Raw genomic sequence first — 12,737 nt, forward strand, 5'->3', positions numbered from 1 at the left:
CAGCTATTGTAATCTGTACTTACGAACAGAGGATCCCCTAAAGGGGTTATCTGACTCGTGGTAACGACATGCGCAACAGACCGTACCCGACCACCGCCGCCGTGGTTGACCCAATCAGGATACCCAGCCGCGAATACGTGCTTAGTACGACATCCGCATCGCCAAATGCCAGCGAAGCGATGAAAATTGACATGGTGAAACCAATACCACAGAGCACGGAAACGGCAAACACCTGTTTGAAACCAATTCCTTCAGGCAGTTTGGCAATGCCCAACTTCACCGCCAGCAGGCTAAAGGTGAAGATACCCAACGGCTTACCGATGAACAGGCCCGCTGCGATACCGACAGGGAGCAGTGAGGTCAGCCCACTCAGTGACACGCCCTGTAATGAAACACCCGCATTGGCAAAAGCGAACAGCGGCAGAATCAGGAACGCCACCCATGGGTGCAGCTCGTGCTCCAGAGTCTCCGAAGGAGATGGGCCTTTCTTCACGTTCAACGGGATCATGAAGCCAATAATTACACCCGCCAGGGTCGCGTGTACCCCGGACTTGAGGATAGCCACCCACAGCACCAGGCCGACAATCATATAAAGCGAGGTTTTCCCTACGCCACGCCAGTTCATAAATGCCAGCACCGCAACAGACGCGGCAGCTACACCCAACGCCGCCATCGACACTTCATGGGTATAGAACAGTGCGATAATCACGATCACACCCAGGTCATCGATAATCGCCAGCGCCAGCAGGAACACCTTCAGGCTGGTGGGTACGCGGTTCCCCAACAGCGCCATTACCCCAAGGGCAAACGCAATATCAGTTGCCGCCGGAATTGCCCAGCCCTGGCGAGTAACCTCATCAGCGCCGTTGAACAGCAGGTAAATTAATGCCGGTGCCAACATGCCGCCCAACGCAGCAATAGCGGGAAACACCGCCTTGTCACGTCCGGCCAATGAACCCTGCATCAGTTCACGCTTGACCTCCAGCCCAACCACCAGGAAAAAGATCGCCATCAGGCCGTCGTTAATCCACAGCAGCAACGGCTTGGCAATTTCCAGTGAGGACACTTTCACCATGACAGGTAAATTGAGGAAAGCATGATAAATCCCCTGGGCTGGGGTATTGGCCATGATCAACGCGATAATCGCGGCTACGATCAGGATAATGCCGCCTGCGGCTTCCTGACGTAAAAATTGACGAATGATATTGGTCACAATACGTCTCTCCAGAGATGCGCGAAGCAGAAATGGCCTCGCAAACAAAGTAATGGAATGAGTATAGACGGCGATTTAGCTCGATAAAACACGTTTATAAATGCTTTAACAATCGTAAAAACCGAGTAATTTACGATAAGCATCACACTTTATATAGGGTTATTGGCACACAATAACCAATAAAAAACCCCGGTTTTGACGCCGGGGTTATGCAGTACTCTGACAGAACAGTAGCTTAACGCGTCAGGTCATCAAAAAACTTTTTCACACCGTCGAAGAAGCTCTTCGAACGGGGGCTGTTTTTATCACCAGAAGGGCCACCCAGGCTTTCTTCCAGTTCCTTCAGCAATTGCTTCTGTTTGTCGTTCAGGTTAACAGGAGTTTCCACCACCACGCGGCACAACAGGTCGCCCTGGCTGCCACCACGTACTGATTTAACACCCTTGCCACGCATGCGGAACAGTTTGCCCGTCTGGGTTTCTGACGGTACTTTCAGCTTCACGCGGCCATCCAGCGTTGGCACTTCGATCTCACCGCCCAATGCTGCCATTGCGAAGTTGATTGGCACTTCACAGTACAGGTTATTCCCTTCACGCTCGAAGATCGGGTGCGCTTTCACCTGAACCTGAACGTACAGATCGCCCGCTGGTGCGCCATGCTCACCGGCTTCACCCTCACCCGCTAAGCGGATGCGGTCGCCAGTATCAACGCCAGCCGGGATTTTCACCGACAGCGTTTTGGCTTTCTCTACCCGACCGTGGCCATGACAGCTGTTGCACGGGTCTTTGATAATTTGACCGCGTCCATGGCAATGTGGACAGGCCTGCTGCACGGTAAAGAAGCCCTGGCGCATTTGCACCTGGCCTTGACCGTGACAGGTTGGGCAAGTCACTGGCGAACTGCCTGGTTTAGCACCGCTGCCGTGACAAACGCCACACTCTTCCAGCGTCGGAATACGGATCTCTTTGGTTACACCACGAACCGCTTCCTCAAGGGAGAGCTCCATGTTGTAACGCAGATCAGAACCGCGACTGGCACGCTGACGGCGACCACCACCAAAGATATCGCCAAACACGTCGCCAAAGATATCGCTGAAGTCGGCACCGCCGCCGCCAAACCCACCACCACCGCCCATACCGCCTTGTTCAAAGGCTGCGTGGCCGTACTGATCGTAGGCGGCACGTTTTTGATCGTCGGTCAGGACTTCGTACGCTTCCTTGATCTCTTTAAACTTGGCTTCGGCGTCTTGATCCTGGTTACGGTCAGGATGGTATTTCATCGCCAGGCGCTTATACGCCTTTTTTATGTCACGCTCTTCCGCCGTCTTGGAGACGCCGAGAATCTCGTAATAGTCTTTCTTCGCCATTATTTCTGTAACCCTTAACATGCGTGCACGGGCGCAGAGTTGCCTCGACGCCCGTGCTGGTTTCCAGTAACGGCCTCTCGGCCGTTACGTGCCCGCTTAAGGGCGATTATTTTTTGTCTTTAACTTCTTCGAACTCAGCGTCAACCACGTCGTCGTCTTTCTGCGCCGCGTTGTCAGCACCAGCATCAGCACTTTGCTGAGCCTGCTGCGCCTGAGCCATTTCCAGCAGTTTGCCAGAAACCTGCACCAGAGCCTGGGTCTTCGCTTCGATCTCGGCTTTATCTTCGCCTTTAATCGCAGCTTCCAGATCTTTCAGCGCAGCTTCAATAGCCGTTTTGTCTTCTGCCGGCAGTTTGTCGCCCGCTTCTTCCAACTGCTTACGGGTACCGTGGATCAGATGGTCAGCCTGGTTACGGGTCTGCACCAGCTCTTCGAACTTACGGTCCGCTTCGGCGTTCAGCTCAGCATCACGCACCATTTTCTGGATTTCTTCTTCGTTCAGACCAGAAGAAGCCTTGATGGTGATTTTCTGCTCACGGCCAGTATTCTTGTCTTTAGCAGACACGTGCAGAATACCGTCGGCGTCGATATCGAAGGTAACTTCGATCTGCGCCATACCGCGTGGAGCAGCCTGGATGCCGTCCAGATTGAACTGGCCCAGTGACTTGTTATCGTTAGCGCGTTTACGCTCACCCTGCAGCACGTGGATGGTTACCGCAGACTGGTTGTCTTCAGCGGTAGAGAACACCTGGCTGTGCTTGGTCGGGATAGTGGTGTTTTTGGTGATCAGCGGAGTCATCACGCTGCCCATGGTTTCGATACCCAGCGACAGCGGGGTAACGTCCAGCAGCAGAACGTCCTTCACATCACCGGCCAACACGCCGCCCTGTACCGCAGCACCCACCGCAACGGCTTCGTCCGGGTTAACGTCTTTACGTGGTTCTTTACCGAAGAAGTCAGCAACTTTCTTCTGAACCATTGGCATACGGGTCTGGCCGCCCACCAGGATCACGTCCTGGATGTCGGAAACCGACAGGCCTGCATCTTTCAGAGCTACTTTCAGTGGCTCGATAGAACGCGCAACCAGATCTTCAACCAGCGACTCGAGTTTTGCACGGGTCACTTTAATGTTCATGTGTTTTGGACCGCTCGCATCTGCAGTGATGTACGGCAGGTTAACGTCGGTCTGCTGAGCGGAAGACAGTTCGATCTTCGCTTTCTCAGCGGCTTCTTTCAGACGCTGCATCGCCAACGGATCATTGCGCAGATCGAAACCTTGTTCTTTCTTGAACTCTTCCACCAGGTAGTTGATCAAGCGGCTGTCGAAGTCTTCACCACCCAGGTGGGTATCACCGTTGGTTGCCAGAACTTCGAAGGTTTTTTCGCCGTCAACTTCGTCGATTTCGATAATAGAGATATCGAAAGTACCGCCACCCAGGTCATAAACCGCGATGGTACGGTTGCCAACTTCTTTGTCCAGGCCGTAAGCCAGGGCAGCAGCAGTCGGTTCGTTGATGATACGTTTTACTTCCAGACCTGCGATACGACCGGCGTCTTTAGTCGCCTGACGCTGTGCGTCGTTGAAGTATGCAGGAACAGTGATAACCGCTTCAGTTACCGGTTCGCCCAGGTAATCTTCAGCCGTTTTCTTCATTTTCTTCAGCACTTCAGCAGAAATCTGCGGTGGTGCTACACGCTGGCCTTTTACTTCAACCCATGCGTCGCCGTTATCAGCAGCCACAATTTTGTACGGCATGATGTCTTTATCACGCTGTGCTTCTTCATCCTGGAAGCGACGGCCAATCAGGCGCTTGATCGCAAACAGGGTGTTTTGTGGGTTAGTAACAGCCTGACGCTTAGCAGGCTGGCCAACCAGAATTTCACCATCCTGGGTATATGCGATGATCGAAGGTGTAGTACGGTCGCCTTCGCTGTTCTCCAGCACGCGCGCTTTACCACCATCCATAATAGCTACACAAGAGTTGGTAGTACCCAGGTCGATACCAATAATTTTGCCCATCTAAACGTCTCCACTAATAAATTCATATTCGGTCAGGTTGCTAACCTATATGCGGGCAAATTTTTGTTTTTCAACTGCCCAACATTTCAGTCTTAGCCGCGGTCAGCAACTGCGGTTGCAAATAAGATGGGGCCATCCAACTCAGCATCAAGGGGCAAGGCGAAAAAAATTTCTTTTTTATCGTCACTCAGATCATTGTTTCCTGTTCCGGGGATCATTATGATGCCGCGCGCTCTGATGGAAGTTATCGATTTTTCGGCCATTCAGACCATTTATGAATTTACTTCGCTATTTCCGTTAATTTTCTGTTATTGCAGAGGACTTATGCACACCAACAAGTTGGCGAATCCCGGCCCTCTCGGCCTGATGGGCTTCGGGATGACCACCGTCTTGCTGAACCTGCACAACGCGGGCTTTTTCCCATTGAATTCCGCCATTATCAGTATGGGGATTTTCTTCGGCGGACTGGCCCAAATTATGGCCGGCCTGCTGGAATACAAGAAGGGCAACACCTTCGGCATGACTGCCTTTATCTCTTATGGCAGCTTCTGGCTGAGCCTGGTCGGTCTGCTTCTGCTGCCACGCCTGGGTCTGGCCGAACCGACCGACGCCAGCGTACTGGGTATTTATCTGGCATTGTGGGGCGTCTTCACACTGTTCATGTTCTTCGGTACTCTGCGCGCCAACCGTGTGCTGCAGTTCGTGTTCGGTAGCCTGACACTGCTGTTCGCCTTGCTGGCGATTGGCAATATCACGGGCAATCATGCGCTGCTGAACGTTGCGGGTTATGAAGGAATTATCTGCGGAGCCAGTGCCATTTATCTGGCAATGGCAGAAGTGCTCAACGAGCAATTTGGTCGTAAGGTTCTGCCGATTGGCGAACCCAACGTCAACAATGTAGAGCCGATTCGCGCGGCGGCATAATCACCGCCACTGAAACAAAAAGCCCTGCAATTATTGCAGGGCTTTTTTTAGCTGTAAGAGCGGGCCCGCTGTACCTTGGTTTCACTGTTCAGGTCACGGTGCAGGTATATTCCCAGCAGCAACCCAATACCCGACAACGCCAATACATAGTAAGCGGGTGCTAACGGGGTTAACTTCATGATCAACGTTACAAATATTGGGGTTAAACCCCCAAAAATAGCGTATGCGACATTATATGAGAACGAAATCCCGGTAAACCGCACTTCCGCTGGGAAAGCCCGCACCATTACATAGGGTACAGCCCCTACGACACCCACGCTGAAGCCCACCAGCGCATAGCAGGCGAACAACATTTCCGGGTGTTCTCCCACCGTCCGATAAAACAACCAACTGCAGCCAGCCAGTAACATGCTGCCAACAATAAAGGTTTTGCTGGCACCAAAGCGATCCGCCGACAGCCCAGCGATAATACAACCGGCAATCAACATAATGGTGGCAATGCTGTTAGCTTGCAGCGACAGCGCCGGGGCGATGCCAAACTGTTTTTGCAAATAGGTCGGCGTCATCAGAATCACCACCACAATGCCGGCAGACAGCAGCCAGGTCAGTAGCATCGACACCACGACTTCCTTGCGATGGTTAAGTACTACGGACTTCAGCGGCAGCTCCTCCGCCAAGGCTTTCCGTGCCTGCATCTCGATGAAGATCGGCGTTTCCTGTAACCAGCGGCGCAGATACATTGCCACCAGACCGAAAATACCGCCGAGCAGGAACGGGATACGCCAGCCGCCTTCAATAATGGTTTGTTGGCTGAGTGTGGTATTAATTACCGTCGCCACCAACGACCCCAGCAGGATGCCAACGGTCAGACCGGCAGTCAGCGTACCGCAGGCAAACCCGATGCGACGACGCGGCACGTGCTCGGCAACAAACACCCAGGCCCCCGGCACCTCGCCGCCGATCGCCGCGCCTTGCAGCACCCGCATCAGCAGCAGCAACAGTGGTGCGGCAATGCCGATGCTGGCATAGGTCGGTAACAGACCCATCGCCAACGTTGGCAACGCCATCAGTAAAATACTCAGGCTGAACATTTTTTTGCGACCGACCAGATCGCCAAAGTGCGCCATCACGATGCCACCCAGCGGACGTGCCAGATAACCTGCGGCAAAGATGCCGAAGGTCTGCACCTGACGTAGCCATTCCGGCATATCTGCTGGGAAGAACAACTCGCCCATGACCGCGGCAAAGAAGACAAAAATGATGAAGTCATAGAACTCTAACGCACCGCCCAGAGCAGCTAACGTCAGCGTTTTGTAGTCTTGCCGGTTTAACCGGCGATTATTATCGTGAGGCATAGGGTACCGTCGGAGGAGACTGTTAAAATAAAAGCCAGCGGCTTTCTGTAAACGAATCCTTACTATAACGGCAAATTTTTTTCACACCAGATCGGCTGGGATTTATCCCACACAACGCTGAAATTTAGAGGTTTATCTCGCGACGTGCATTCTTCGGGCGAAATGCTGCTACCACCGCGGCATGAGTTTCCACATAAGGCCCCTCAAGCAATTGTATGCAGTAAGGGACGCTGGCGAAGATACCGTGCACCACCACCTTACCTTGTTCGTCCTTAACCCCTTCCAGCGTTTCTTTGATCGACTTGGGCTGACCCGGCAGGTTGATGATCAACGCTTGCTTGCGGATCGCCCCCACCTGGCGCGAAAGAATTGCCGTTGGCACATAGTGTAGGCTGATTTGACGCATTTGCTCACCGAAGCCAGGCATCACGCGATCCGCTATCGCCAAGGTGGCATCTGGAGTCACATCACGCCGTGCCGGACCTGTACCGCCGGTAGTCAGCACCAGATGGCAGCCCATTTCATCCACCAGCTCACACAGGGTTTGTTCGATCAGCGTTTGCTCATCGGGGATCAGCCGGGTTTCCAATTTGAACGGCGTCGCCAACGCTGCGGTTAACCATTCTTCCAGCGCCGGTATGCCTTTATCCTGATAAACACCGCCAGAAGCGCGGTCAGAAACGGAAACCAAACCAATACGTAATATGTCCATGCGTAACCTCTACAGCCTGATGGGGTTCGGACGAGTTCATTTCCCGCCCTGTTATGAATCCAGAGAGTATAAAGTGTCTACCCGCCAGCGGGATCTGCGGGCATAAAAAAAGGCGGCCTAAGCCACCTTTTTCTGCGCTGATTGCGGAAATTACAGCAGATCGGCGATCATTTTTTCCAGCTTACCCTGGTCTACGGCAAACTTGCGGATACCGTCGGTCAGTTTCTCAACTGCCATTGGATCCTGGTTGTGCTGCCAGTAGAACTCAGGCTCAGTCAACGCCGCAGGACGCGCTTTCACTTCGCCGGTGTAAGCCAGTTTACGCTCCAGCGTGCCTTCGCTCTCTGCCAGCTCTTTCAGCAGTGCAGGGGCGATGGTCAGGCGGTCACAGCCAGCCAGTTCGATGATTTCGCCAACGTTACGGAAGCTAGCGCCCATCACCACGGTTTTGTAACCGTGCTCTTTGTAATACTGGTAAATCTCAGTAACGGAAACCACACCTGGATCTTCGTTTGGTGCGAACTCTTTCTTGTCGCCATTGGCTTTGTACCAGTCGAGGATACGGCCAACAAACGGAGAAATCAGGAACACACCGGCTTCAGCACAAGCACGCGCCTGAGCGAAGGAGAACAGCAGTGTCAGGTTACAGTTGATGCCTTCTTTTTCCAACTGCTCCGCGGCACGGATGCCCTGCCAGGTAGAAGCCAGTTTGATCAGGATGCGATCGTTGCTGATGCCGGCATCGTTGTACAGTTTGATCAGGCGCTTGGCCTTGGCAACGCTGGCAACGGTGTCGTAAGACAAGCGTGCGTCCACTTCAGTGGAGATGCGGCCCGGGACCAGCTTCAGGATTTCCAGACCAATGTTAACGGCCAGCTTGTCGGCGGCATCGGCAATCTGCTGTTCGCGATCGCTGCTCTGCTCGCGTGCCCAGGCAATGGCTTCGTCAATCAGTTTGCGGTATTCAGGAATTTGGGCTGCATTGAGGATCAGCGAAGGGTTGGTCGTAGCATCTTGCGGTTGATACAGCTTCATTGCCGCGATATCGCCCGTATCTGCAACCACGGTAGTCAGTTGGCGCAGGGAAGTTAATTTATCGGTCATGTTGGCATTATCTCATCGTGTGTGCATGAACTTTTGGCATCGTTCAACCATGCCCTGCCCTGATAATAACATGCGTAAGGCCCGGTGCAAGGCTGGAAAATCACGGCCTGGCGACGCTAGTTTTATCCTTGAGCGAGCAACCGTTTACGCCGCTATCTTTCGCCATTCTCGAGCTGATGAAAAGGCAATAACGTGCTATCGATTGAATAAATTATGTTAAATTCGCGAAAATTAGTGCAATGGGTGACAAAATCTGAGAAAAATCTCAATTGCTCAGAACCAGGCTGGTTTCAGCTAAGCTCTTGTAAAAATTCAAGCAATGTCTTTTCACCCGCGGTGGATACGGCGTGGTGCGCAACAAATTCAACAAGGAGGGATCCGTGACGGACCTGATGAATTTTATAAATAATATTTTGTGGGGTTCGGTACTGATTTATTTGCTGCTTGGTACAGGCATTTATTTCACGCTGCGTACCCGTTTTATTCAGGTCCGCCATTTCAGCCATATGTTCTCGGTGCTCAAACACAGCAACAAGAGCGACAGCGCTGGCATCTCCTCTTTTCAAGCACTCTGTACCACCCTCGCCGCCCGCGTTGGTACCGGCAACCTTACGGGAGTAGCGATCGCCCTCACCGCCGGTGGCCCTGGGGCTATCTTCTGGATGTGGGTAGTGGCGTTTATCGGCATGGCCACGTCCTTTGTAGAAAGCAGCCTGGCGCAGCTCTACAAAACCAAAGACCGTCAGGGTAACTATCGCGGTGGCCCAGCTTATTATATGGAGAAAGGTCTGGGCATGCGCTGGATGGGCGTATTGTTCTCAATCTTTTTGATCATCGCCTTTGGCCTGGTGTTCAACGCCGTGCAAGCCAACTCTATCGCTCAGGCGTCCGCCGTCGCCTTCCACGTGAAACCGCTGTATGTCGGTATCGGCCTGGTAGTCCTGAGCGGCATCGTGATTTTCGGCGGCATTCGTTCCGTCGCCCGCGTGGCCGAGTTGGTCGTCCCTGTGATGGCAGCCGCTTATTTGTTGCTAGCCCTGTGGGTGATTGGCCATAACATTGAGCATATGCCAGCAATCCTGTCTCTGGTGGTTAAAAGCGCTTTCGGGCTGCAAGAAGCAGCAGCAGGCGCTGTCGGCTATGGCATTTCTCAGGCGATGACTCAGGGCGTTCAGCGCGGTCTGTTTTCCAACGAGGCAGGCATGGGTTCCGCACCCAATGCCGCGGCCTCCGCTTCACCTTATCCGCCACACCCGGCTTCTCAGGGCTATGTGCAAATGCTCGGGGTATTTATTGATACCATTGTGATTTGCAGCGCGACCGCCGCAATCATTCTGTCCTCTGGCGTATTGGACCAACCGGTAGCCAACATCAGCGGTATCGACATGACGCAGCGGGCACTTTCCGCCGCCGTGGGCAGTTGGGGCTCGCCGTTTGTCGCCATCGCCATTTTCTTTTTCGCCTTTACCTCTATTATTGCCAACTATGCCTATGCCGAGAGCAATCTGTTGTTCCTGGAGCACAACCACCCGGCAGGTTTGCTGATTTTCCGTTGCGCCGCGCTGGGCATGGTGATGTTTGGCGCATTGGCAGAGCTCCCGGTGGTATGGAAAATGGCCGATACCTCTATGGCTTTAATGGCCATTACCAACCTGACTGCAATCCTGCTGCTGTCACGTGTGGCGCTGAAACTGGCGAATGATTACCACCGTCAGCGAACACTGGGGAAATTACCCACTTTCGACGCCAACCGCTTCCCCGAACTGAAATCCCAGCTTGAACCGGGCGTATGGGACAAAAATTAATTTAGGTGGGCGCATCATCACATGCGCCCTGCCTATCAGACCCATTGACCCTTTTTGCCGCGCTTTTTGCTACAGTAGTCGTTCTTGGATAAACAGGATCTGGCCATGCTCGTTATTATTTCACCTGCAAAAACTCTTGATTATGAAAGCCCGCTGGCGACAGAACGCTTTACACAGCCGGAACTGTTGGACAAATCTAAGCAGTTGATCAAAATCTGCCGCGATCTGACGCCGGTACAAATCTCCAAGCTGATGGGCATCAGCGATAAACTGGCCGGCCTGAACGCCGCTCGCTTTGGCGACTGGCAACCAAAATTCACCCCGGACAATGCCCGCCAGGCCCTGCTGGCTTTTAAAGGCGACGTTTATACCGGCCTGCACGCACAGGATTTCAGCGAAGATGACTTTGATTTCGCCCAACAACATCTGCGCATGCTGTCCGGGCTGTACGGCGTGTTACGCCCGCTTGATCTGATGATGCCTTACCGTCTGGAGATGGGCATCAAACTGGAAAATGCCAAGGGCAAGGATCTGTACAGTTTCTGGGGCGAGCAAATTACTAAAAAGCTCAACGAGGCATTGGAACAGCAGGGTGACGACGTGGTGGTCAACCTGGCTTCCGACGAATACTTCAAATCAGTGAAACCGGCCAAACTGCACGGTGAGCTGATTAAACCGGTGTTCCTCGACGAGAAAAACGGCAAATACAAAGTCATCAGCTTCTACGCCAAGAAAGCACGCGGGTTGATGAGCCGCTTTATCATCAAAAACCGCCTGACGCAGCGTGAACAACTGCTTGATTTCAACCTAGAAGGCTATGCCTTTGATGAGGCCAATTCCAAAGGCAACGAGCTGGTGTTCAAACGCCCCGAGCAGTAATCCGTCTCAGCCATAAAAAAAGCCGTCGCAATGACGGCTTTTCGCTTTTTTATGTCCCCAGCAGGATTAGGCTGGCAAGGCCATCAGGAACTTGCGCAGTTCGCCAAAACCGGCGGGCAGGTTATGCGACAACAGCGGCAAATCAGCACGCAGCGCCAGCGCCTTCGGCAGTGGCAGTTCCTGACCCAGGATCTCTTCTACGCTCTCTTTGAACTTGGCCGGATGCGCGGTACCCAGGAACAGGCCAAACTCCCCCTCCTGCAACTGATCGCGCAATGCGCGATAAGCGATTGCCGCGTGCGGTTCGGAGAGATAGCCCAATTGTGCCAGCTCGCGCATACTGTCTTTGGTAGTTTCGTCACTGACCGTTGCGTGGCCCAGCTCTTTCAACTGCCAGATCTTACGACGGAACAGTTCTTCTACCCGCGGCCAGTTGTTCGGCTGGCTAACGTCCATCGCATTCGACAATGTCGCCACGGTGGCGTGTGGTTGCCACTGGCCGTTAGTCAGGAAGCGCGGCACGGTGTCATTGGCATTGGTCGCGGCGATAAAACGCTTCACCGGCAGACCCAATGACTTGGCCAGCAGGCCGGCAGTCAAATCACCGAAGTTGCCACTTGGTACCGAGATCACCAACTGATTGCGTGCTTCTTGCGGCAGTTGCGCTACCGCTTCGAAGTAATAACAAATCTGTGCCAGCAGTCGGCTGATATTAATAGAGTTAGCCGAGTTCAGATGCAGTGCTTCTTTCAATTCCTGATCGTCGAATGCCTGTTTCACCAGCGCCTGGCAAGCATCGAAGTCACCGTCGATCGCCACGGTATGGATGTTGCCACCCAGGGTGCAGAACAGTTTTTCCTGCAGCGGGCTGATTTTGCCCTGCGGATACAGGATCACCACGCGTACATTCTTCAGGCCGTAGAACGCATGCGCTACCGCAGCGCCGGTATCACCGGAAGTCGCAGTCAGAATAGTCACCGGCTGATCGCCCGCCACTTCTGCCAGCATTTGCGCCATAAAGCGGCCGCCGAAGTCTTTGAACGCCAGCGTTGGGCCATGGAACAGCTCCAGACAGGCGATGTCGTCTTCGACTTGCGCGACTGGCGCAGGGAATTCAAAGGCCGCCGCCACACGCTTATGCAATGCTTCTTCAGAAACTTCATCACCAATAAACGCCGACAGAATACGGCTGCTGCGCGTGACAAAATCCTGTTCCAGCAACTGGTCGATTTCCGTCAGTTCAAATTCCGGCAGCTCCAGCGGGAAAAACAGCCCTTGCTGTTTACCCAGGCCCTGTTTGATCGCCTGTGCGAAGCTGACCTGCTCGTTGTGATCCTTAAGGTTGTACAGTTTCATGCG

At 53.3% G+C, this 12,737-nt stretch carries 11 protein-coding genes; 3 read left to right on the forward strand and 8 right to left on the reverse strand.

Annotated elements, in window-relative coordinates:
* Positions 1-46 precede the first annotated feature (46 nt).
* The 4 genes from nhaA to SGR01S_RS24175 all read right to left on the reverse strand — a co-directional run bounded on the left by nhaA (position 47) and on the right by SGR01S_RS24175 (position 4,862).
* Positions 47-1,213 carry a Na+/H+ antiporter NhaA gene (gene nhaA / locus SGR01S_RS10240; RefSeq protein WP_037420670.1) on the reverse strand — a complete coding sequence of 389 codons (1,167 nt, stop codon included), beginning with the start codon at positions 1,211-1,213 and terminating at the stop codon, positions 47-49.
* Between the two features lie 235 nt (positions 1,214-1,448).
* Positions 1,449-2,579 (reverse strand): molecular chaperone DnaJ, encoded by a 1,131-nt coding sequence (gene dnaJ / locus SGR01S_RS10245; RefSeq protein ID WP_037420667.1) that lies wholly within the window; start codon positions 2,577-2,579, stop codon positions 1,449-1,451.
* Positions 2,580-2,685: 106 nt separating this feature from the next.
* A complete protein-coding gene (gene dnaK / locus SGR01S_RS10250) occupies positions 2,686-4,599 on the reverse strand; it encodes a molecular chaperone DnaK (RefSeq protein ID WP_061807387.1) in 1,914 nt (637 codons plus the stop codon).
* Between the two features lie 92 nt (positions 4,600-4,691).
* Positions 4,692-4,862, reverse strand: a complete 171-nt coding sequence (locus tag SGR01S_RS24175) for a hypothetical protein (RefSeq protein WP_156479095.1) — start codon at positions 4,860-4,862, stop codon at positions 4,692-4,694.
* A gap of 61 nt (positions 4,863-4,923) precedes the next feature.
* Here SGR01S_RS24175 and satP point away from each other — a divergent pair, with 61 nt between their 5' ends.
* Complete coding sequence (gene satP, locus SGR01S_RS10255; protein ID WP_037420812.1) at positions 4,924-5,523, forward strand: acetate uptake transporter; 600 nt, start codon at positions 4,924-4,926, stop codon at positions 5,521-5,523.
* A gap of 47 nt (positions 5,524-5,570) precedes the next feature.
* On the opposite strand, the gene SGR01S_RS10260 is transcribed toward satP, so the two are convergent.
* The 3 genes from SGR01S_RS10260 to tal all read right to left on the reverse strand — a co-directional run bounded on the left by SGR01S_RS10260 (position 5,571) and on the right by tal (position 8,694).
* Positions 5,571-6,878, reverse strand: coding sequence for an MFS transporter (locus SGR01S_RS10260; protein WP_061807388.1), 1,308 nt, complete (start codon positions 6,876-6,878; stop codon positions 5,571-5,573).
* 124 nt (positions 6,879-7,002) lie between these two features.
* Entirely contained in the window at positions 7,003-7,590 is a 588-nt protein-coding gene (mog, locus tag SGR01S_RS10265) for a molybdopterin adenylyltransferase (RefSeq protein ID WP_037420658.1), read from the reverse strand.
* Between the two features lie 150 nt (positions 7,591-7,740).
* Positions 7,741-8,694: a transaldolase gene (gene tal, locus SGR01S_RS10270; protein WP_037420655.1), complete on the reverse strand. Its 954-nt coding sequence runs from the start codon at positions 8,692-8,694 to the stop codon at positions 7,741-7,743.
* 380 nt (positions 8,695-9,074) lie between these two features.
* Between tal and SGR01S_RS10275 the strand changes: the two genes are divergently transcribed.
* Both SGR01S_RS10275 and yaaA read left to right on the forward strand, forming a co-directional pair.
* On the forward strand, positions 9,075-10,499 hold the full coding sequence (locus SGR01S_RS10275; RefSeq protein ID WP_061807389.1) for an alanine/glycine:cation symporter family protein: 1,425 nt from the start codon (positions 9,075-9,077) through the stop codon (positions 10,497-10,499).
* 105 nt (positions 10,500-10,604) lie between these two features.
* Entirely contained in the window at positions 10,605-11,378 is a 774-nt protein-coding gene (gene yaaA, locus SGR01S_RS10280; protein ID WP_061807390.1) for a peroxide stress protein YaaA, read from the forward strand.
* Positions 11,379-11,444: 66 nt separating this feature from the next.
* Here yaaA and thrC read toward each other — a convergent pair whose 3' ends face one another.
* Positions 11,445-12,734 carry a threonine synthase gene (gene thrC / locus SGR01S_RS10285; RefSeq protein WP_061807391.1) on the reverse strand — a complete coding sequence of 430 codons (1,290 nt, stop codon included), beginning with the start codon at positions 12,732-12,734 and terminating at the stop codon, positions 11,445-11,447.
* Positions 12,735-12,737: the final 3 nt, after the last annotated feature.

Origin of the sequence: Serratia grimesii NBRC 13537 (genome assembly GCF_001590905.1) — a bacterium.
GTDB lineage: Bacteria > Pseudomonadota > Gammaproteobacteria > Enterobacterales > Enterobacteriaceae > Serratia > Serratia grimesii.